General features: G+C 42.9%; 26 protein-coding genes. 11 read left to right on the top strand and 15 right to left on the bottom strand.

Features of this window, described 5'->3' with window-relative positions:
• Position 1: 1 nt before the first annotated feature.
• The 10 genes from ACCB35_RS21725 to ACCB35_RS21680 form a co-directional block, all read right to left on the bottom strand.
• On the bottom strand, positions 2-223 hold the full coding sequence (locus tag ACCB35_RS21725) for a hypothetical protein (protein ID WP_374055267.1): 222 nt from the start codon (positions 221-223) through the stop codon (positions 2-4).
• Positions 224-226: 3 nt separating this feature from the next.
• Positions 227-802, bottom strand: a complete 576-nt coding sequence (locus tag ACCB35_RS21720) for an RNA polymerase sigma factor (RefSeq protein ID WP_374055266.1) — start codon at positions 800-802, stop codon at positions 227-229.
• 260 nt (positions 803-1,062) lie between these two features.
• A complete protein-coding gene (locus ACCB35_RS21715; protein ID WP_374055265.1) occupies positions 1,063-1,857 on the bottom strand; it encodes an SDR family NAD(P)-dependent oxidoreductase in 795 nt (264 codons plus the stop codon).
• A gap of 301 nt (positions 1,858-2,158) precedes the next feature.
• Complete coding sequence (locus ACCB35_RS21710) at positions 2,159-2,806, bottom strand: TetR/AcrR family transcriptional regulator (protein ID WP_374055264.1); 648 nt, start codon at positions 2,804-2,806, stop codon at positions 2,159-2,161.
• A 30-nt stretch (positions 2,807-2,836) separates the two neighbouring features.
• The gene (locus ACCB35_RS21705; protein ID WP_374055263.1) at positions 2,837-3,853 is read right to left on the bottom strand and encodes an ABC transporter permease; all 1,017 of its coding nucleotides are present in this window, start codon (positions 3,851-3,853) and stop codon (positions 2,837-2,839) included.
• Entirely contained in the window at positions 3,843-4,571 is a 729-nt protein-coding gene (locus ACCB35_RS21700; protein WP_374055262.1) for an ABC transporter ATP-binding protein, read from the bottom strand. Before ACCB35_RS21700 ends, ACCB35_RS21705 begins: the two co-directional genes overlap by 11 nt.
• Before the next feature lie 440 nt (positions 4,572-5,011).
• Positions 5,012-5,695, bottom strand: coding sequence for a bacillithiol biosynthesis deacetylase BshB2 (gene bshB2, locus ACCB35_RS21695; protein WP_374055261.1), 684 nt, complete (start codon positions 5,693-5,695; stop codon positions 5,012-5,014).
• A gap of 34 nt (positions 5,696-5,729) precedes the next feature.
• Entirely contained in the window at positions 5,730-6,077 is a 348-nt protein-coding gene (locus ACCB35_RS21690; RefSeq protein ID WP_044340175.1) for a YojF family protein, read from the bottom strand.
• Positions 6,078-6,257: 180 nt separating this feature from the next.
• A complete protein-coding gene (pdxK, locus tag ACCB35_RS21685; protein ID WP_044340174.1) occupies positions 6,258-7,067 on the bottom strand; it encodes a pyridoxine/pyridoxal/pyridoxamine kinase in 810 nt (269 codons plus the stop codon).
• Positions 7,068-7,228: 161 nt separating this feature from the next.
• A complete protein-coding gene (locus ACCB35_RS21680) occupies positions 7,229-7,579 on the bottom strand; it encodes a general stress protein (RefSeq protein ID WP_044340173.1) in 351 nt (116 codons plus the stop codon).
• 147 nt (positions 7,580-7,726) lie between these two features.
• Here ACCB35_RS21680 and ACCB35_RS21675 point away from each other — a divergent pair, with 147 nt between their 5' ends.
• From ACCB35_RS21675 to ACCB35_RS21660, 4 genes are all read left to right on the top strand, one after another.
• Positions 7,727-8,494, top strand: a complete 768-nt coding sequence (locus tag ACCB35_RS21675) for a DUF4230 domain-containing protein (RefSeq protein WP_374055260.1) — start codon at positions 7,727-7,729, stop codon at positions 8,492-8,494.
• Positions 8,495-8,509: 15 nt separating this feature from the next.
• The gene (locus ACCB35_RS21670; protein WP_044340171.1) at positions 8,510-9,181 is read left to right on the top strand and encodes a uracil-DNA glycosylase; all 672 of its coding nucleotides are present in this window, start codon (positions 8,510-8,512) and stop codon (positions 9,179-9,181) included.
• Between the two features lie 380 nt (positions 9,182-9,561).
• Positions 9,562-9,855 carry a YwdI family protein gene (locus ACCB35_RS21665; protein ID WP_374055259.1) on the top strand — a complete coding sequence of 98 codons (294 nt, stop codon included), beginning with the start codon at positions 9,562-9,564 and terminating at the stop codon, positions 9,853-9,855.
• A 33-nt stretch (positions 9,856-9,888) separates the two neighbouring features.
• On the top strand, positions 9,889-10,260 hold the full coding sequence (locus tag ACCB35_RS21660) for a DUF423 domain-containing protein (RefSeq protein ID WP_044340168.1): 372 nt from the start codon (positions 9,889-9,891) through the stop codon (positions 10,258-10,260).
• Positions 10,261-10,308: 48 nt separating this feature from the next.
• Here the strand turns inward: ACCB35_RS21660 and gerQ are convergent, their stop codons facing one another.
• From gerQ to hemQ, 3 genes are all read right to left on the bottom strand, one after another.
• Positions 10,309-10,758 carry a spore coat protein GerQ gene (gerQ, locus tag ACCB35_RS21655; RefSeq protein ID WP_374057088.1) on the bottom strand — a complete coding sequence of 150 codons (450 nt, stop codon included), beginning with the start codon at positions 10,756-10,758 and terminating at the stop codon, positions 10,309-10,311.
• A gap of 51 nt (positions 10,759-10,809) precedes the next feature.
• Positions 10,810-11,232 (bottom strand): cell wall hydrolase, encoded by a 423-nt coding sequence (locus tag ACCB35_RS21650; protein WP_044340167.1) that lies wholly within the window; start codon positions 11,230-11,232, stop codon positions 10,810-10,812.
• Positions 11,233-11,394: 162 nt separating this feature from the next.
• Positions 11,395-12,141: a hydrogen peroxide-dependent heme synthase gene (hemQ, locus tag ACCB35_RS21645; RefSeq protein ID WP_044340166.1), complete on the bottom strand. Its 747-nt coding sequence runs from the start codon at positions 12,139-12,141 to the stop codon at positions 11,395-11,397.
• Positions 12,142-12,449: 308 nt separating this feature from the next.
• On the opposite strand from hemQ, the gene pta reads away from it, so the two are divergent.
• Both pta and ACCB35_RS21635 read left to right on the top strand, forming a co-directional pair.
• Entirely contained in the window at positions 12,450-13,421 is a 972-nt protein-coding gene (gene pta / locus ACCB35_RS21640) for a phosphate acetyltransferase (protein WP_374055258.1), read from the top strand.
• Between the two features lie 363 nt (positions 13,422-13,784).
• Complete coding sequence (locus ACCB35_RS21635) at positions 13,785-14,627, top strand: biotin/lipoate A/B protein ligase family protein (RefSeq protein ID WP_374055257.1); 843 nt, start codon at positions 13,785-13,787, stop codon at positions 14,625-14,627.
• A gap of 475 nt (positions 14,628-15,102) precedes the next feature.
• Here ACCB35_RS21635 and ACCB35_RS21630 read toward each other — a convergent pair whose 3' ends face one another.
• Positions 15,103-15,915 (bottom strand): RsfA family transcriptional regulator, encoded by an 813-nt coding sequence (locus ACCB35_RS21630; protein WP_374057087.1) that lies wholly within the window; start codon positions 15,913-15,915, stop codon positions 15,103-15,105.
• A gap of 246 nt (positions 15,916-16,161) precedes the next feature.
• Here ACCB35_RS21630 and ACCB35_RS21625 point away from each other — a divergent pair, with 246 nt between their 5' ends.
• The 3 genes from ACCB35_RS21625 to ACCB35_RS21615 all read left to right on the top strand — a co-directional run bounded on the left by ACCB35_RS21625 (position 16,162) and on the right by ACCB35_RS21615 (position 18,525).
• Complete coding sequence (locus ACCB35_RS21625; RefSeq protein WP_044340592.1) at positions 16,162-16,386, top strand: DUF1450 domain-containing protein; 225 nt, start codon at positions 16,162-16,164, stop codon at positions 16,384-16,386.
• A gap of 269 nt (positions 16,387-16,655) precedes the next feature.
• Entirely contained in the window at positions 16,656-17,957 is a 1,302-nt protein-coding gene (locus tag ACCB35_RS21620; RefSeq protein WP_374055256.1) for an HD domain-containing protein, read from the top strand.
• Positions 17,958-18,015: 58 nt separating this feature from the next.
• A complete protein-coding gene (locus ACCB35_RS21615) occupies positions 18,016-18,525 on the top strand; it encodes a YwgA family protein (protein ID WP_374055255.1) in 510 nt (169 codons plus the stop codon).
• A 608-nt stretch (positions 18,526-19,133) separates the two neighbouring features.
• Here the strand turns inward: ACCB35_RS21615 and ACCB35_RS21610 are convergent.
• Positions 19,134-19,319 carry a 2-hydroxymuconate tautomerase gene (locus tag ACCB35_RS21610; protein WP_034765056.1) on the bottom strand — a complete coding sequence of 62 codons (186 nt, stop codon included), beginning with the start codon at positions 19,317-19,319 and terminating at the stop codon, positions 19,134-19,136.
• 292 nt (positions 19,320-19,611) lie between these two features.
• On the opposite strand from ACCB35_RS21610, the gene ACCB35_RS21605 reads away from it, so the two are divergent.
• Together ACCB35_RS21605 and ACCB35_RS21600 are read left to right on the top strand one after the other, a co-directional pair.
• The gene (locus tag ACCB35_RS21605) at positions 19,612-20,217 is read left to right on the top strand and encodes a site-2 protease family protein (protein ID WP_149154984.1); all 606 of its coding nucleotides are present in this window, start codon (positions 19,612-19,614) and stop codon (positions 20,215-20,217) included.
• A 21-nt stretch (positions 20,218-20,238) separates the two neighbouring features.
• On the top strand, positions 20,239-20,742 hold the full coding sequence (locus ACCB35_RS21600) for a YwhD family protein (protein ID WP_374055254.1): 504 nt from the start codon (positions 20,239-20,241) through the stop codon (positions 20,740-20,742).
• The last annotated feature ends 87 nt before the right edge of the window (positions 20,743-20,829 follow it).

The following is a 20,829-nucleotide window of genomic DNA, read 5'->3' as shown; positions in this document are numbered from 1 at the left end:
TTTATTGTTTATTTAAATCAAATAATCCCGGTACATTCTCTAATGAATAGTCCCTGACATATCGTATTACCTTGATCTTTAACTCTTGTTCAAGATCATCTCTATTTTCTACCCTGGTTAAATACAATGATTTCTTTATCTTCGGTTCGAAGGTTTGGATGACGTTCGTTTCATATTCTTTGTTGCATCGGGCTTCTTTTACAAGGTCATATAATATTCCCATGCTTTATGATTCTCCTTTTTCCAAGATTGATTTTAAAGTGCTTAACGCTTTTCGATGGGTTTTCGACACAGCCTGTTGTGATATGCCAAGAATCCGTGATATTTCAGTATCATTGAATTCCTGAATATAAGCTAAGTCCAGGATATGCTTTTGTTTGTCCGTTAACGCTTCATAAGCCTGTAGCAACTCTTCATTCTCCAGGCATTCTGTTAAAGTCGAATAGTGTGAAAAAGGGGGTATTTCTGCAGGGTCGGGCACAAGATCAATAAAAGATCCGCCTTCGTCTTGATCGACTTTGTTATCAAGGGTCAAAGGGTGACGTTCACTATATTTCCTAACATGTTTGTCAAAGTTCACACTGTGAAAATAGAGGGACGAACTGACGTATGAGGTGAACCGGATATCAAAGTAATGGGCTTTAAAGGCTTCGTTTAAATGTTCTTCCTTACGCTCACTGGGTTGACGTAAAAAATCTTCTATTAACTTCTGATTTTCCGATTTACTGATAAAGGAATCAACAGCTTTATTATGTTTGAGATGAGGATAATGACGATAAAATTCACTAATTAACGAATCCATTTTTTCACCACCAATAGAACGTATGTTCGATTTTAAAGTAAAAAAAAGAGGAGAAAGGTCTCTCTGCTTTTACTTTATAAAGAAGGGGAAGGGGTCGATTCCACAACCTTCTTTTAAATTATCGTTCCATAGTACTATTTATTAAAACATAATTTACTGAATGGTGTAAGTGATGAATGCACTAAATTTTACTTTTTAACCACTTATTAACTTACTGAGGGAACACCGTTCGTGTTTGAACGGTGTTCTGTAAAGGCTTATTATCGCATCACACTGCCTCCTGAAATCTTCACCGACTCTCCAACAATGTTCACGGCGGCATCACTTAATAGATACACAATCGTATTCGCCACCTCGGTCGGTGAGGTCAATCGTCCAGAAGGGATACTGTCTTTCGCGATCTCTAATTGCTCCTCGTAGCTCCTGCCTTCTCGTTCGCCTTTTGATTTGATGGCGTTTCGTCCCATTTCCGTATCTACATAACCCGGGCAAATGGCATTCACTCGAATATTGTTTTCGATCGCTTCAGTGGCAAATGCCTGTGTAAAACCGGTAACCGCAAACTTTGATGCACTATACGCACTGTTACCGTGAGTTCCTCTCAATCCTGAAAGGGAGGAGATGTTGACGATGGAGCCTTTCATCTTTTCCTTCATTTGATTATAAACGGCCTGTGAGAGTCGGACCAATGAGAAATAGTTTAACTCCATGATCTTTCTGGCATCTTCTTCCGATAACTTCTCTACGATGTCACCACCGCCTATTCCGGCAGAGTTGACGAGCCCTGTGATGGGACCATGCTCTTCGATTGCGGATGATAGCAGTTGCTCCAGGTCCTGTGCGTTTGTAAGATCCGCCTTGTACATAAACACCCGTTTTGGATCCTGACACTCATTCTTTAATTGCTTCAGCTTTTCCTCATTTCTGCCTGTGATCGTCACCTTGGCGCCTGCCTGCACTGCCACTTTCGCTGTCTCGTATCCAATGCCTCCCGTTGCACCAGTGATGAGAATATGTTGATCTTTCAAGGTATTTTCGTGGAAAAGAAAACTCATGGTTCTACCTCCTTGTGATGTATAGTAGGTTTTACCCGTTTATGGCAGGGGGGAAACGAACGGAAGGTAAAGTCATTCAGGGTGAATTGAAAATAAAAACGGGGATTTGAAAAGAAAGCATGGAAAATTGAAAATAAAATCGTAAATTTGAAAATAAGTGCTCTGGATTTGAAAATAAACTCCTCCAGATAAGTATGAGAGAGGTTAAATCAAGCTCTCAAATGGCTACTTCAGTCCTGGTTCCCGTTTTCTAACCAAAAAAAGAGCTCCAAATCGATTATTTGGAGCTCTTACCACTCATTTATCCCTTCCCGATCCCATTCACAATCATCTGCACCGTCATCTCGATTTCCTTCTCATCATCCCAATCTTTTTCAGGAAGGAAGAGGTAGCGGACCAGGAGCAATCCGAAGATACTGGAAGCTGAAAATCGGACGACCGCCGGGGAAGGCAAGTCTATTATTTGTCCTTTTTCCTTATAATGATCGACGAGCCGGACAAATTTCCCGAACACTTTATCAGCGATATGCTCTTTAAATTGTTCTTTTAATTCCGGATGAAAAGGGATTTCCTGTATTAAAATCTTAAAAGCCGTCATGTTCTCTTTTAAAAATTCCTGTCGGTTAAGGATCATGGCTTTAAGGAAATCCTCATACCGATCATACTTCGCATCTAACACTTTATTAATATCCCGGATCACAAAAGGAGCAATCAGTTTCGCCATCGTAGGAGATACGATGGAAAGAAGCAGGTCCTTCTTCGTTTTATAGTGCCTGAAGATGGTTCCTTCTGCGACGCCGGCTTTTTTGGCAATTTGGCTGGTAGAGGTGGAGGCATAGCCTTTTTCAGCAAACATTTCAATGGCTGCTTCTACTATTTTCTGCTGTTTCTCAGTCAGTGTTTCCTCTTGGTCAAATAGATGCTTGAATAGATTATTATCTTCTAACATGCTTAAACCCCTAACTTGTCGTTTCTCACCTTATATTTTACGGTATTTTCTGAGGGCTGCAACATTAAGAACAATAAAGAGTAAAGAAAATCCAATGAGAACGGATAGGTTAAAGAGCAGGTCTTCGAAGCCAAAGCCCCGTATCATCACATCTCTCAATGCATCCGCTGCGTAATAAAGAGGGGTGATCGGTCCAATCCAGCTTAGCCATTCAGAAATCGTATCCAGGTTAAACAGTCCTGAGAAGAAGATTTGTGGAACGACAACTATGGGAATGAACTGCATCATCTGTAATTCATTCTTGGCAAAAGCAGATAGCAATATTCCTAATGTAAGAGCGGTAAACGATAGGGAGACAATGATGATTAACAGATTGAAAAAGCTCCCTTTCATCATCATGTCCAATACATAAATCGAATACCAGGAGATCAAGGATGCCTGTAAAAGGGTGACGATGCCGAATCCAATCACGTAGCTTGCGACCATCTCCCAAATCTTGATCGGTGAAGCAAGCAACCTTTCGAGTGTACCAGTGGTTCTTTCTCTCAAGAAAGATACCCCGCTGATCAAAAACACAAAGAAGAAAACGAAAAATCCAAGAAGAACAGGTCCAAAGGAGTCAAACATCTCCATGTCCTTGCTTCCGTACACAAACTCTATCTGATCTGATAGTTTTTGAGAGTCGGAGGGAAACAACGTTTGAACCTTCTTCATCACAGCTCCGTTGATAGTGGGGTCACTTCCTTCAATGACAATGGAAGGACTGGATGGGTCATCGAATGAAATATAGCCGTCCAACTTGCCATTTTTAATATCGCTTAACGCTTTATCCGTACCTGAATAGGTTTCAAAATCACTCGTATCGACCTTTGCTTCAAGCTGCTGCGGCAGATTTAGAATCGCCACCTTGGCATCGTAATCATCAGAGTTAAATACGAGGGACAACATACTCAGAATCAACAGAGGGGCTAGAAACATCAAGGCCAATGTTCGTTTATCCCTTAGTAGTTGTTGAAGAATCCGAATGACAAAACCTCTAATTCTCAATGGAAACACCTCCGTTTTTCAAGAATACATCTTCAATCGAAGACACCCCATACGTTTCTTTAATGGCATCAGGCGTATCACTTGAAATGATTTCTCCATGCTGCAGGAGGCCCAATCGGTCACATCGTTCTGCTTCATCCATCACATGGGTTGTAATGATAAGGGTTCTGCCTTCTTCCTTAAGGCGGTGAAAGCTATCCCATATTTCCTTTCTTAAAACGGGATCAATCCCGACGGTCGGCTCATCCAAAAATAAAACCTCGGGATCATGTAAGAGGGCAATGGCAAGGGACAACCTTCTCTTCATGCCTCCAGAATACTGGTGTACAGGCTTATGAAGGTGAGCCAGCAGATCGACGGTAGTCATCACTTTTTCAATTTGCTCGTTCCGTTTCGCTTTTTTTAATCCATAAAGAGATGCCATGAAAGATAAATTTTCCTTCGCTGTCAGCTCATCATAGAGGGCATCTGATTGGGCCATATATCCGATGGTTGGGTACAGCTCTTTTGCTTTCAGCTTGTTTCCTTTGAAGGTTACACTCCCGGTTGACGGTGTTTCGAGACCGATCATAAGTTTGATCAAAGTTGTTTTCCCTGAACCAGAGGGTCCTAACAATCCATAGATATCCCCACTTTGGATGTTGAGAGATATGTTTTTTAATACTTCTTGAGAGCCGAATGATTTAGACAGCCCGTTCAATTGGATGATGGAATTCAATTGAATCACACCTTTCAGAAATAATGAGTGATTACTCACTTATAATATAAAGTATGTCGGAGGAATTGTAAAGTGAGTAATCACTCACTAATTAGTTATATCTATTCTATTCAAAAAATCATTCCATAGAAGAGCAAAGGTTGTTGTTTTTAACAAAAGTTCTGCAAGGCTCTGTCAAGTAGTGTGCGTAGGATGGTGAGGGGAACTGCTCCGCTTGCAGCTAGCGTTCGGCCGAGCCTCCTCAGCTTCGCTTCCGGGGTCTCGGCACGCCCGTACTTCCGCAGGAGTCTGCGCAGTTCCCCTCACCATCTTTAACAGATTTTTTGTGACAGAGCTTCAAAATGTGCTATAAAACCATGTAACTAGAAAAAATAATTCTTCTTCCTTAAAAGGACAAAAAAATAAGAGCTTGAGCAAAGCCCAAACTCTTTTCATCATCATTATTTTACTGTGTCATTTTCCCATTGGTAACTCCAGAATCTTTCCACTGTCACCCATTTTAAGGCTTCAGGGTCATTTTGTTGAATGCCCTTCTCCAAATCCTTCAGCATCCACGCTGTTTGAGAGATATGAGCCTTCATGGCACCGATTTTTTGATCTTTAACAGGTGTGATATCTACAAGGATATCAGGCTTCCCTAATTCTTGTTCACAATCCTTTGAGAAAGCAAGGCAGTGAAGCTTCGGTCTTGATTCTTTTGGCAAGCGTCGAACGGCACGGACCACGGCTCTTGCTGTTGCTTCATGATCGGGATGAACAGAATAGTCCGGATAGAACGTGATGATAAGAGAAGGATTTAATTCTTCAATTAACTCTGTCACCATGTTTGAAAGTTTCTCATCATTTTCAAATTCCAGGGTTTTATCCCGGTATCCCATCATGCGTAAATCCTGAATCCCCATCACATCGGCCGCTTTTTGTAACTCTTTTTTGCGAATCTCTGGAAGCGATTCTCTTGTTGCGAAAGGGGGGTTTCCTAAGTTTCTTCCCATTTCCCCTAACGTAAGGCAGGCATAAGTAACGGGCGTTCCGTTTTTCACATGGGTGGAAATGGTTCCTGATACACCAAATGCTTCATCATCGGGATGTGGAAAGATGACAAGTACTTGTCTTTCTTTTTCCATTTTGACCTCTCCTTTTAAATTTGGTTCATATCGTTTATTTGAAAGGTGTCGGGCTGATTTCAAGGGCAACGGCCAGTTTCCCGTCGGCACCGTGTCCTGCAAGTAACAGGCGACCTTGTTCATCCAACTCATAATGAGTCAGTCCTTCAGCATAGATCCAGCCGATTTCGATTTTTAAACCGACACGGTAAGGTCCGTCCCCAATGATTTTCCCGTGTTCATAGTTGACTTTCGCGTTGCGGATATAGGCTCCAGCGGAAAAGAAGCCCTCATTAAAGTGAGAAGCATAGGCTCCGTTGGTGGTTTCTAAATGTATATAAACGTCCTGACGGGCAAGTTGAGTAATGATCCCCTGGACATCGGCAATCCTGATCGGTTCCATTCTTTTTCCTCCTTAGATACAGAAAAGACTCTTAACCATTATGTACTATCTTACTAAAATTCATGAGTGATTGCGAAAAGTATGATTGAGGAGGAGAGAGGGGAATTAACAGTAGAGGTCCGTCCCTCTAAAAAAATGCCAGGCACGAAATTTTTCTTTCGTGCCTGGCACCGATACATATTATTTTTCAAATCGATTGTAAGCCCCATGCATGACTGGACCTACGTATTCATTGAGTTTGAATCCGTGTTTGATGGCTGCTGTAACAAAGGTTTTCGCGTTTTGGACTGCTTCTTTCACGTCTTGTCCATTTGCAAGGTTTGACGTGATGGCTGCTGCGAATGTACAGCCTGCACCGTGGTTATACGTCGTTTCTACTTTTTCTTCTTCTAGCAGAGTGAATTCGTTCCCGTCATAGAATAAATCAAGAGCTTTGTCGTGTTGTAATTGTTTTCCACCCTTGATGACAACATTTTTCGCTCCAAGGTCGTGAATTTTCTTGGCTGCTTCCTTCATTTCATCAATGGTTTTGATCGGCCCTGACCCGGCAAGCTGACCTGCTTCGAATAGGTTTGGGGTTACCACAGTGGCACGCTTGAGCAAATGCTCTCTCATGGCATCTGTTGTTTCAGGGTTTAATACTTCATCTTCCCCCTTACATACCATTACAGGGTCAATGACGACTTTATCTAAACCGAATGCATCCATTTTCTTCGCTGCAAGCTCGATGATTTCGACAGTACCGAGCATTCCTGTTTTCATTGCATCAATTCCGACAGAAAGGACGGTTTCCAATTGTGCTTCCAGTGTATCGATGGATAATGGGTGAACTTGGTGGTGCCAATGGTTGTTCGGATCCATCGTCACAACCGTTGTAAGGGCTGTCATTCCATACACGCCATGCTCCTGGAATGTTTTAAGATCTGCTTGGATCCCGGCTCCACCGCTTGTATCGGATCCGGCGATCGTAAGGGTTTTTTTCAATGTCATGGTTGCATTCCTCCTATGAAAGTAACTTCGCTATAAATGTAAAAGTCTGACTAAAGAATATAATAACCGGCGGCTAAATACAAATCCTTTTGGCTTTACAAAAAAAGACGCCGGGAATGATTTCCCCTGGCGTCTTTAGGAATTGAATGGATGGTTAAAACTTAGAATGGTTTCGCATTATTATTTGTTGCTTCTTTGGAAGCGACGATGACAAGTTTTCCTTTATCCAGTTCTTCTTCATAGGCATCTGCTTCTGCCTGGTTCATCCCCACGGACTTCATTTTCGAACGTAATTCATCTCCGCGGCTATTGAATAGATTACCCATGGACTCAATGATTCCTTGTTCTTTAATACCGGTGGATTCCGTATGGGTCGCCTCGGTAATGTGTTCAGAACGATGCTTGTCATGTGCGAACACATAGATTTCATCTTTAGAGTAACCTTCACTTGTAAACATTTCGATTTCTCTTTTCGCTTCTACAACATTTTCAGCAGTTTGAACTTTATACATGATCGATACCTCCGTGTTTTTATTTAATGTCTTGTTCCTTCTTTTCCCGGTTGTGGCAAAATCAAACTTTCCATAATATAGAAATGGTTTTGAGAGAATAATTGTTTCCAAGATTCTACATTATTTCCTATAATAGAAGAGAGGAAGGTGAAGCATTTGACAAATAAATATAAGAAGATACAAGAAATTGAATCGATTTTAGCAGATTTGAAAGCGAATGAGAGAGAATCCAGTGCCTCATTGGCGATTGAAAATAGAAGCAGTAGACATATGCCGGCTTTGAAATTAACAACATCCGTTCTGTCCTTTTGGAAGAATAGAGTGTTGTTGATTCTCCTTCTTTTCATCCTACTAGTAGGAGGTGTATCCATTGGGGTCTATTCGTGGTTATCCGGCTCCACCTTTACAGAAGAGAAGGGGTCGTTTGTAGAGCGGATCCAAGAGATGAGTTCATTAGCGACGGCTCAAGGGTTTGTAAAGGCCGTGATCGAGCAGGAGGATAATCAATTATTCGGGAAAGACATCAATACAGATCTTCCCGGGACAAAACGAAAGCTTCTGATGGTTGTTCCTGGAACCGTGCTGGCAGGTGTTGATTTACAGGGAATCGATAAAGACGATATAGTAGTCAATGAAGAGAAGAAGGAAATACAGTTAACCCTGCCCCGGGCTGAGATTCTGCAAGATCCGTCCATTGATTCCGAGAACATTAAGACCTTTTCGGTAGAAGGGATTTTCAGGAATGATGTGGACTGGAATGAAGGGTTTGCCCTGGCGGAAGTGGCAAAGGATCAAATTAGTCAGGAAGCGGTTGACCAGGGATTGCTTCAAGCCGCAGAGAAAAACGCTGAGAAATCACTGAAGGGTTTCTTTGAACAATTGGGCTATGACATTACGATTCAGTATCAAGACTAGAAAGGATGTCTAACAATGAAAACGATTTTTCACAACGATTGGGCAGACATTCTGGAAGATGAACTTCAGATGGAATACTATCAGACCTTGAGAGGATGGCTGAAAGGGGAATATGAGGCGAACACGACATATCCTTCTATGCATGATATCTTCAATGCTTTTCACTACACACCTTACGAAGATGTAAAGGTGGTATTGCTTGGGCAAGATCCATATCATGGGCCTAATCAGGCAGAAGGTTTAAGTTTTTCTGTCAAAAAAGGAGTCAAGATTCCTCCGTCATTACGAAATATGTATAAAGAGCTTCAGGATGATATTGGATGTCCGATTCCTGCCCACGGCTCCCTGGTGAAATGGGCAGAGCAAGGCGTCCTCTTATTAAATACCGTCTTAACCGTACAGGATGGGAAGGCGCACTCCCACCGCGGGAAAGGATGGGAACGATTCACGGATCACGTCATCTCGATCCTGAATGAAAGGGAGAAGCCGATGGTGTTTATTTTATGGGGGAAACCCGCCCAAGCGAAGCAGTCATTCATTGATTCTTCTAAGCACCATATTGTGACGGCTCCTCATCCGAGTCCGTTATCTGCACACCGGGGTTTCTTTGGAAGTAAACCATATTCAAAAACAAACGGGTTCCTGCGGGAACAAGGGATAAAAGAGATTGACTGGTGTATCGAGTAACCGGATGTTTCACGTGAAACAATGGACAGCCCCTCGTAATGGAGGGGTTTATTTTGTAGAGGAAGGGGGCGCCAAGTGAAAAATGAGAAGCGGATCAACTGTTTTCAATGTCATTATTTCTATACAACCTGGGAGCAGGCACATCCCCGGGGTTGTAAAGGCTACGGGTTCAAAACGAAAGCCATGCCTTCCATGGTGGTCTTTCAATCCTCGGGGAGTCCCTGTATGAAATTTAAGCCTAAACAGAGATGATGACAAGAAGACATTTGCGAAATCCTTCATTTAGAATTAGGATAATGATGTAGGTTCTAAAGAGGAAGTACATACTGTATGCAAAGAGATAATATATACGGGAAGACTTGTGGAAGGAGTCATCAATCGTGAATATCCCACATCAATCATTAATAAAGAAAATAGAACATGAACTCGGAAAGGCAAAATCAGCGGAAAAGTCACAGCAAATTCGTGAACATGTGTATTCAATAAAGGCTTTATGCGAGGTATTATTGGAGGAAAACCATGGGGCGGTTTCTGCACCATCTCCGTTTCAGACCCAGCAAACGATGCCTTATTTTCAAGAATCCCAGCCGAGTCAGAAGCCTGTTTCCATTCAGAAAGAAGAGCCTTTGGAAACGGATGACGGAGCGAATGGGAATTCTTTATTCGATTTTTAATCATTAAGTAAAAGAAGGAGCAGGAGGGCCATTATGAAAACATTTATTATCATTGGAGCAATCAACGCCTTTTTATCTGTCGCTTTAGGAGCTTTCGGTGCCCATGCATTGGAAGGGAAGATCTCCCAGAAGTATATCGACACATGGAATACCGGAGTCCTGTATCAAATGTTCCACGCCATCGGAATCATCATCGTCGGGGTCCTGATGGGGAATGTGACACCAACATCCTTACTGTCCTGGTCTGGATGGTTGATGCTGATCGGAACGATTTTATTCTCAGGAAGCCTGTATGTACTTAGCCTTTCCGGAATTAAGGTACTTGGAGCGATCACGCCTCTTGGTGGCGTAAGCTTCTTGGTTGCATGGGTGCTTCTGATCATGTTTGCAGCGAAAACATTATAAAAATGGAAATACCCTGTAAGGAAAGTGATTTCCTTACAGGGTATTTTCTTATCGTTGGGAATAGCCTTGCATAGAGCCTCCTGCCCCAAACGGATATTCATATTCAATTTCTTCATCAAATGTAATATAGTCTAAATAAATCATTGGAATGAGGTACCGGGTCCCGGTTTGTGGATCACTCAGGATAAGATGATCCCGGCCAGCAGCTTCGATGATTCCTTTGAAAATCTTTGCATTCCATTCCGTATTGTTTTCGAATGTAGTATACACAGTCGCTACTTTTCCTTTATTCAACCTGAGAATATTCTCGATATACGATTCTTCTATCGGAAGCATCCCTTGAACATTTTGAGAAGGCGCCTGAGTACTCATCGGCTGAGGTACCTGAAGCCCCCCGACACCTTGCTGCTGGGGATAATATTGACCCTGAGCCTGACCTTGCCCGCCACCGTAATACTGACCATATGGATTATATGCTGATTGATTATACCCTTGCATATACGGGTTTGATTGTTGATTCGCCAAACCGAATACCTCCTTAAAATAAAGTTAAAATACTTTTGGACAATCACCTTTAGTGGGTTGATAGAAGCAGTGGGACTTGAATCGCCCTGAGTTTGCCTGGTTATACCATTGAGGAGGACAGTCGCCTCCTGGTTTGAAGAACCATAGAGAGAATTGGGCAGGGTGATATCTGCTTCCTTTAATGGTCTTTCTTGCTAAATCGATTTCCTTTTGTCGTGCCCGTTGATAGAAGTAGCCTTTTTGGGTGGCCTCGAATCCACCGGGACTCTGAAACACCATGTCTTGAAGAGAAGCTAATTTCTTGAAGTCAAGGCAATCGGATCGTACCCGGTTCACCCCGACATTCCCTACCATCAACATGCCTAGCTGTCCTTCTCCTTCTGCTTCAGCCCTCATCAATCGAGCCAGAAGTTTCACTTCCTTTTCGTTATAAGGAATAACTCCCATATTCCCACCTCACTTTAGGAGATGCTATATGTCTCACTATTTCATGTCTATGTGGGGGGAGAAAAATATATTCGTTTGTTTTTGGAAAGTGAATAGGGATATGAGGGGACATAATGTTATAAAAAAACGACAAGCCTCAGGAGCTTGTCGTTTAGAGTGTATTTAGTTCACGTGAAGGAATTTTGAAATCGCTTCTTCTTTTAATAGATTTCCTACGTAGAAGGTACCGAATTCGCCGTAGCGTGCGCTTACTTCATCAAAACGCATTTCGTATACAAGCTTTTTGAATTGAAGCACGTCATCAGCAAATAAGGTAACACCCCACTCATAATCATCAAAACCAACAGAACCCGTAATGATCTGTTTTACTTTTCCTGCGTATTGACGACCGATCATTCCATGACTTCTCATCATGTCACGACGCTCCTCCATAGGCAGCATATACCAGTTATCGTTCCCTTGGCGACGCTTGTCCATCGGGTAGAAGCAGATGTGGTTCGCTTTCGGAAGGATCGGATAGATACGTTCCTGTACATATGGGTTCTCATAAGGGTCGCCTTCAGAAGGCATGTAGTTACCAAGTTCCACAACAGAAACATAAGAGAATGTAGGGATCGTGAATTCAGCGATTTTCAGCTTGTTGAATTCATTTTCCAGCTCATTTAATTCTTCCATAGTAGGACGAAGGATCATGAACATGAAGTCTGCTTTTTGACCAACGATGGTGTAAAGAGCATGACTCCCTTCTTTTGCGTCTTGAGTGCTGTTTAACTTATCTAAGAAACGGTGGAATTCTGCAATCGCCGAGGCTCTTTCTTCACTCGGAAGCATCTTCCAGGTAGTCCAATCCATCGCGCGAAAATCATGCAGGGAATACCAACCATCTAATGTTTGTGCCGGTTCTGCCAACGTAATCACTCCTTAAAGTACTTTTTCCAACTTTACTATATCATAGTTTGACCTTAGAGTAAGAATACAAAACCCAATGTCGATAAAATGGCACAAATGTTGGATAGGCGAGGGATTTCTGGAACACACTATCCTCGTAGATTGTTACATAGGCTTAACGTTGATGAGGAATGGGTAAAGGAGAACGGGAATTGTTAGAAAACAAAGACTTTTATGGTGAAACCGATATCATTTCTCCTTTTCCTTGAATTCCTATATGAGAAGAGTATTCTAAGATTGGATATGTATAAATCAAGGAGGTTCCTCTATTGAGCAACTTATTTACAACACTAACAGATAAAGTAAAAGGCAAAGAGTTAAAAATCGTTTTCCCTGAAGGTACAGATGAACGCATTCTGGCAGCAGCGTCCCGTTTAGCGGCCGACGGCATCTTAACACCTATCGTAGTCGGAAACGTGGATGAAGTAAATGCCAAAGCGGATCAACTGGGTGTGAAGCTTGATGGTTGTGACGTTGTCGACCCGGCATCATTCCCTGGAATGGACGAGCTTGTAAAGGCATTCGTAGAGCGTCGTAAAGGAAAAGCATCAGAAGAAGATGCGAAGAAAATCCTATTAGACGGAAACTATTTCGGAACGATGCTTGTTTACACAGGACAGGCGCACGGCCTAGTAAGCGGAGCAGCTCATTCAACAGCTGATACGGTTCGCCCTGCTCTTCAGATCATCAAAACAAAAGAAGGCGTCCGCAAAACTTCCGGTGTGTTCATCATGGTTCGTGAAGATGAAAAATATGTATTCGCTGACTGTGCGATCAACATTTCACCTGACAGCCAGGATCTTGCTGAAATCGCGATTGAAAGTGCGAAAACAGCTGAAATGTTTGACATCGACCCACGCGTAGCAATGCTAAGCTTCTCTACAAAAGGGTCGGCTAAATCACCGGAAACAGAAAAAGTGGTTGAAGCCGTTTCTGTAGCAAAAGAAAAAGCACCGGAACTGACGGTCGATGGTGAATTCCAATTCGACGCTGCCTTTGTCCCATCTGTAGCAGAGAAAAAAGCACCTGGTGCAGATATCCAGGGTAATGCCAACGTATTTGTATTCCCAAGCCTCGAAGCAGGAAACATCGGGTACAAAATTGCCCAACGCCTAGGAAACTTCGAAGCAGTCGGACCGATCCTTCAAGGACTGAACGCACCTGTGAACGACTTATCCCGTGGGTGTAACGAGGAAGATGTATATAAATTGGCTTTGATTACGGCTGCTCAGGCGCTGTAATTTATTGCGAGCTGGATCCTTTAGGGGATCCGGCTTTTTTTTTCGAGTATTTTATGGTGCCGGTCACATAATATTTGGTGGTGCCGGGTTCGATAGGATGGGCCGGTTCTTTGTTTGCCTGTTAAATATCGCGCGTTTTTTAACAGACAAACAAACCGGTTTATTCACCTGTCAAAGTTGCCCGATATTTTAACAGGCAAAAATACGGAAATATTCACCTGTCAAAAATTCCACCCCTTTTCTAAGCAAACAACCTCAAGTCTTAATCAAAATGTGAAACCCTTGATTGTCCAACCCCTTTTTAGCAACCCCCTCATTATATGATATAATGAGCTCGCATGTTGTGAGTGAAGGAGAAGCGTTATGGATAAGGAAAAAGCATATGCACTGCTTCGTCAAGATAGATGGAGAGTGATTGATCAATCAAGTTTAGGACCGATGTTTGGAGCCCTGCAGTCGTTTGCCATGGATGATACGTTGTGCACGGTGATTGGAGCGGCACAGTCCGACCCGACGGCACGCTCATGGGTTCACCATCAAACGGTCGTACTGGGCATTCAGGATACAAAGCTGCCGTTTCTTTCAGATGCCTTGAAGGTCTTGGAAGAAGAAGGCTATCAATATATTGTAAGAAATTCCGGAGGCCTTGCGGTTGTATTGGATGAAGGAGTATTGAATCTATCATTGGTTTTCCCCGATTCTGAAAAAGGGATTGATATTAATCGTGGCTACGATGCCATGTGGTTACTGGTTGAGGATATGTTCAAGGACTTTGACGTAGAAATCGAAGCGAAGGAGATCACCCAATCGTACTGTCCCGGCAGCTATGATTTAAGCATCAATGATCAGAAGTTTGCGGGTATTTCCCAGCGCAGGATCCGGAGCGGAGTAGCCGTACAGGTGTACCTCTGCGTCAATGGAAGCGGTTCTGAACGGGCGAGGCTGATCCAGCGTTTTTATGAGACCGGGTTGAAGGATGGAACGACGAAATTCACATTTCCTGTTATTGATCCTGAAGTGATGGCTTCTTTATCGGAGCTGCTTGGCGTCGAGTTATCGATTCAAGATGTGATGCTCAGGTTCCTGCAGTCGTTGAAAGGGTTCAGCGGCGAATTTTACAGCAGTGCCCTTCAAGGGGAAGAGTATGGAATGTATGAAATGTATTATCAGAGGGTCGTTGATCGGAATGATAAGTTTTTGGGATAACAGATAGGCTGGACTTCTTATGGGGTCCAGCTTTTTAGATTGGATGTGTGAATTGTATCTGGTTAGCTGGATTTTATTGGTGAAAGACGCAATAAATCCGAAAGCGACGCAATTAAGGTCCTTTTTGACGCAAAAACCTGAAAAACGACGCAATCATCAATGATTTTGACGCAATTAATCCACAAACGACGCAATCGGGCTGCTACTCTACCTATTCGATGCCAACTAGAGGGTCCTGACAGCTTAAAAAGGGCTTATGGTCACTGTTTTTAACCAAAATTGGACACATAGAATGATCGGTTTTTCATTCTTTCAGTTTGGCAGAAAGGCATTATTCATAATTTTACAATCCGATCGCCTTTCCTCAATTAAAAACCCAACGCAAACTCATCGCACCCCCATCGCACCCCCATCAAGGACCACCACATCAACCAAAAAACCAGCACACCAATAGGCGTACTGGTTGAGAACTATATCATTCAGCTACTTTCTCTAAGTTACCGTTGCGATCCATCTTAAAACGGGGTGCCTTTGACTCGTCTTCATCGAATACGACAAGCTTTCTGGCCCGGTTCATGATCTGCATCAGTGTTTCGTAGTCTTCCTGCATGGTGACGGAATTGTTTTCAAGGGCTTTGACTTTCTTTTCGAGCTCGCTGTTTTCTTTTCTGAGTTCGGCGATTTCATGCTTTAATCTCTGATTCTCTATTTTCACATAGTCGGAGTTCATGTTGGTCTGAGCCAGGTTTTGAAGGAAGGCAATGACTTTTTCGAGTGTCACTTCACCTTTTAGTCCTGAAGGCTTTACCACATGGTTTGCGGCAGGCGCCTGCTGTGGAACGTAGGCTTGTTCTTCACTTGCTTCCACTTCAAAGTTCGGAGCTTCTTCAGGTTCTTTCCCCAGTTGTTCCGTTTCCGGTACATAATTCTCGTACTCAGCGAATTCCATTTCTTCCTCGGCTTCAGACATTGATAGAGACATAGCGTCTAAATCTTCGAATGAAGGGGTAGGTGGTTGATATAAAAGCTTCTTCTTGCCGCCCTGGTCTTTACCAAGGATTCGGTGGCGCTGCTTGCGTTGTTTTTTTGCTAGTTGAAGAGCTTTCTCGTATTGGTGACGCACCACTGCGTTCCAGCGGAATCCGCATGCGGCAGAAGTGCGGTTCAGTTTGTCTCCCACTTCTTCAAAGGCGTTTAATTGTGTGCTGCCTTCCCGTACATGACGTAAGACCGTTTCTGCTAATAATAGATCATTCTCTTCCGTCCAAGCGTCCTGTCTTGTTTTCATCATCATTTCATCTCAACTCCCAAAGTTTACTTAAATGATTCGTTGGTTAAAGGATGGACAGTTTTATAGGTTTTTATACGAATATGTTAAATTTATTTTTTGTCTGCTAGTTTCGTTGTATAAGTGACGATTCCCACAAGCTGGAAACGATGTTCCCTTGCAAAACATTGCAGAAAACTGTATTCTATAAATCGATGTTTACGACGAATGAAATCCATTTCAATAGATAGAAAGGGTTGTTGACAGATGGCAAACGAATTCCGTGTTTGCGATGATTGTCAGGCCGTTAACCTAAAAACATTAATTCCCAAATTAAAAGAAATTGACCCGGAGGCACCGATCGATATTGCGTGTCAATCCTATTGTGGTCCAGGACGCAAGAAGACATTCGCGTTTGTGAATAATCGTCCTGTAGCGGCGTTGACTGAAGAAGAGCTGATGGAAAAAGTGATCAAGAAAATAAAGAAATAAAGGAAAACTTCCAGTGAGGGAGTTTTTTCTTTTCTGCGGATAAAAATAAATAAAGGTTTGCGCCTCTTTGGAAAAGGAAACTAGTTAAGGGGTAGAGAATTATTATGTAGAGGTTTTTGTCAAGCGGCCAACTTTTTTTGAAGGATTTGGAACGCTTGTGGTTGATCAATCAAAGGCCAAATACCTATTTTTTTCGACAAAATTCGAGATGAATACGAAGATAAGAGTCGCTATAATAGAAATATGCTAGTTTAGGAAGAGGGTAGAAGATGGAGTATGCCAAGCAGAAATTACATGAAGAAAAAGTATTTAAAGACCCTGTTCATCGGTATGTTCATGTAAGGGATCGCGTGATTTGGGATTTGATTGGAACGAAAGAGTTTCAACGACTTCGCAGGATCAGGCAGCTGGGGACCACCTACTTAACCTTTCATGGTGCGGAACATAGCAGGTTCAATCATTCTCTGGGAGTGTATGAAATTATCCGCCGGATCGTGGATGATGTATTCGCCGGCAGGCCTGAGTGGAATCAGGATGAGCGATTATTGTCCCTTTGCGCTGCGTTATTACATGATCTAGGGCATGGACCGTTTTCTCATTCCTTTGAAAAAGTGTTCCACCTGGATCACGAGCATTTCACCCAGGCCATCATTTTAGGAGAGACAGAGGTGAATGAGGTTTTACGTAAAGTAGGACCTGATTTTCCGAAGCATGTAGCTGAAGTAATTGCGAAGACGTATGAGAACAAACTGGTTGTCAGCCTGATTTCAAGTCAGATTGATGCAGACCGAATGGATTATTTGCAGCGTGACGCTTATTTTACCGGAGTCAGCTACGGACATTTCGATATGGAGCGGATTCTTCGTGTCATGAGGCCCCGTGAAGACCAAGTGGTGATCAAACAGAGCGGAATGCATGCTGTGGAAGATTATATTATGAGCCGCTATCAGATGTACTGGCAGGTATATTTCCATCCGGTCACCCGGAGTGCTGAAGTGATTTTAACGAAGATTCTACATAGAGCGAAGGAGCTTCATGAAGAGTTTTATTCCTTTAAGCTAGACCCGGTCCATTTTTACTCCCTGTTTGAAGAAGAGGTTTCCCTCCAGGATTATTTAAAGCTGGATGAAGCGGTCATCATGTATTATTTCCAAATTTGGCAGGAAGAAGAGGATCCGATTTTACGGGACTTATGCGAGCGGTTCATGAACCGTAATTTATTTAAGTACGTGGAATTCGACCCGGCGAAGGAATATAAGAAGCACAGTGAGCTTGAAGTCCTGTTTAAAAAAGCGGGGATCGACCCTGATTATTATTTAGTGGTGGACTCATCTTCAGACCTTCCATACGATTTCTACAGACCGGGCGAGGAAGAAGAACGGCTTCCGATTCATCTGTTAATGAGGAATGATGAGCTGCGTGAATTATCGAGGCAGTCGGATATCGTCGATTCTATTTCCGGAAAACGCCGGACCGATCATAAATTATATTATCCAGTGGATTTACTATATGACGAATCAACAAAGAAAAATATTAAGAGACAAATACGTACGATCCTGGAACTAACATAAACGACACGACACAATGAGGATCTACAAACGCAATACTAGGAGTAGGAGATGACGTACATTGTTGAAAGATCATGCAAAATTAATGAGTGCCTTCTTAGCCTCAGGTGAAGTGGTGGGAAGAAAAAAGCTTCAGAAGATGATCTTCATCGCGAAGAAGCTTGAATTCCCGTTTCAGGAAAAATTTCAGTTCCATTTTTATGGACCGTATTCGGAAGAGCTTACGCTTCGGGTTGAAGAGCTCTGCAATATGGGATTCATCTCCGAGGTGAAGGAGAAAAAGGGCGGCTATTATCAATATCGGTACACCGTCACCAAAGAAGGAGAAGACTTCCTGCAAATATATGAAAAAGAAATGCCTTGCTTAGAAGATTGCCTGACGGATATGAACGTTCAATCAGCACGCTTCCTTGAACTTGTTTCGACAGTCTTATATTTTGATAACCTTCCACAAGAAGAAGTCGTGGAGAAAGTATTCACACTTAAAAGTAAGCAGAAATATACAACAGAAGAGATTGATGAGGCCTTCGCATACATCGAAGGATTAAAAATGAAAAAAATCGTTCAATAGTGGACGTTTTAATATGAATGGTGGGGATCACTCTTTTGGGGTGATCCCCTTTTTGGCAGGAGAAAAATAAAAGCAGGATCGGGTATCAATTCGCCTCCGCTTTTCGATATGTCCAGCTCCGGCGGCTAGTCCCTCGAGGTCATAAGTCAAGAACGCCAAAAAGGCAAAGAGCGCCTTTCCGGCGTTCTCGCCTTATGCTTGTCGGGCCTGAGCAAGCCGCCTCCGCTTTTCGATATGTCCAGCTCCAGGGGCTTGGGGCTCGAGGTCATAAGCCAAGTAACCCCAAAAGGCAAAGATCGCCTTTCCGGGTTACTCGTCTTATGCTTGTCGCCCCAGAGCGAGCCCCTTCCGCTTTTCTACATGTCCAGCTCCAGGGGCTTGGGGCTCGAGGTCATAAGCCAAGTAACCCCAAAAGGCAAAGATCGCCTTTCCGGGTTACTCGTCTTATGCTTGTCGCCCCAGAGCGAGCCCCTTCCTCTTTTCTATATGTCCAGCTCCGGCGGCTAGTCCCTCGAGGTCATAAGCTAAATTGGCCAAAAAGGCAAAGGGCGCCTTTCCGGCCAATTCATCTTATGCTTGTCGGGCCTGAGCAAGCCGCCTCCGCTTTTCTATTGGTCACTTAAACGCTTTCCACCAACTGCATAGTGACCTTTCGTCATTTCTTCAATGAAGACAACGATTTTTTCTTCAGGTGCTCCGGTTGTTTCGCTTACGGCTTCGGTTACTTTTTCAACTAGGGCGCGTTTTTGTTCTTCTGAACGGCCTTCTAGCATTTTTACTGTGATATAAGGCATTATGATTCGCTCCTTGCTTTTTGTTTTGGTACAATCTGTGGTAGGCTTGTTCATTCTGCCTCCCTCCCTATTAAATGTAATGGGTAGGGGATGTGAGAGCAAGTTTGTTATGATGGGAAATAGGAATTTTCTTAGTGTGGTCATGAATGCAGGAATTTTTCTGTATACTATTGAATAAGAAAGTAAACCATTTTTTAAAGGAGTACATACTTTGGATACATTTAGCTCTATTTTTGAGTCATTTTCCGTCTTTCGGTTGGAAGAACTTCCTTTTGTGGTAATTGCCCTGGTCATGGCCTTTACGGTTCATGAGTTTGCCCATGCGTTTGTGGCATACAAATTCGGGGATACGACAGCGAAGGATCAAGGACGACTCACATTAAATCCGATTCAACATCTGGATCCTCTTGGGACCATTTTAATATTAATTGCAGGGTTTGGCTGGGCGCGTCCTGTACCGGTCATGAGATCCCGGTTTAAAAATCCCCGTTTGGCAGGAGTATTAGTTTCAGTGGCAGGTCCACTGAGTAATTTCTTGCTAGCATTCATCGCATTTGGATTTTTTTATTTTTTTGTAGGAGTAACAGGTGGAGTGGGTGTTCCACCCTTTGTCATCGATCTCCTGCAGATGATTGTGTATCTGAATGTGTTGTTATTTGTATTTAATCTGCTGCCCTTTCCTCCGTTGGATGGCTACCGGATCATAGAGGATTTATCACCGAATCATATCAGGGCAAAATTGACTCAGTATGAACAGTATGGAGTCGTTTTATTTCTGATCATTGTGATTACACCTCTTGACGAGTATACGATATGGCCGTTGTTACAAGGTGGGATGACAGCAACAAACCAGGCTTTCAGTGCGATTTTTACGACTGTTTTTTCAGTCTTTAGCTAGTTATTGAAGGAGTGAAGATACATGGAAAAGAAAAAGAACATTGGATTTAATATCATCAAAAGTGACCCGACGGACGGCCACGGTGGCTATGGAGTAGGATCATTAAGTCTTGATAATGTCTCCCCTGTGATGATTGACGTCGAAGAAGGGGAAGCGACGATCGAAATCGGAGCGATGCATGCGAGGAGCCCGATCGAAAAAGGGATAAAATTCACGAATAACCGTGAGGACTCAGCAGGCGGAAAGCCGTACTGGTTAATCTGGGTGACCATTGACCGTATGGAAGACGGCCCGTACTATGCTGGCGTAACCGCTTGTGAGCTGGTCGTGAACCGTGAAAAGCGCAGAGGCTACAAGTCCATGCCGGAGCATGTGAATAATATGGATAAATCGATCAAACGTAAAATTGTCCTCGATCAACTGGATGACAAGTCGAAAGGGATTCTTACTGACTTCTTGAAAAAGCATGATGAGGGTATGTGGGAACGCTCAAAAGATGAATTAAAGGAAGCGTTAAAAGTTTAAACACATAGAAAAAATTTCTTTTGTGAACAAACTATGACATTTTTTTGAATATGTCGTTCACATCTTGCCCTTACGCTAGAAAAAAAG

The organism is Rossellomorea sp. FM04394 (assembly GCF_041889765.1).
GTDB lineage: Bacteria > Bacillota > Bacilli > Bacillales > Bacillaceae_B > Rossellomorea > Rossellomorea aquimaris_B.
This window is presented reverse-complemented; position numbering and strand designations above follow the sequence as displayed.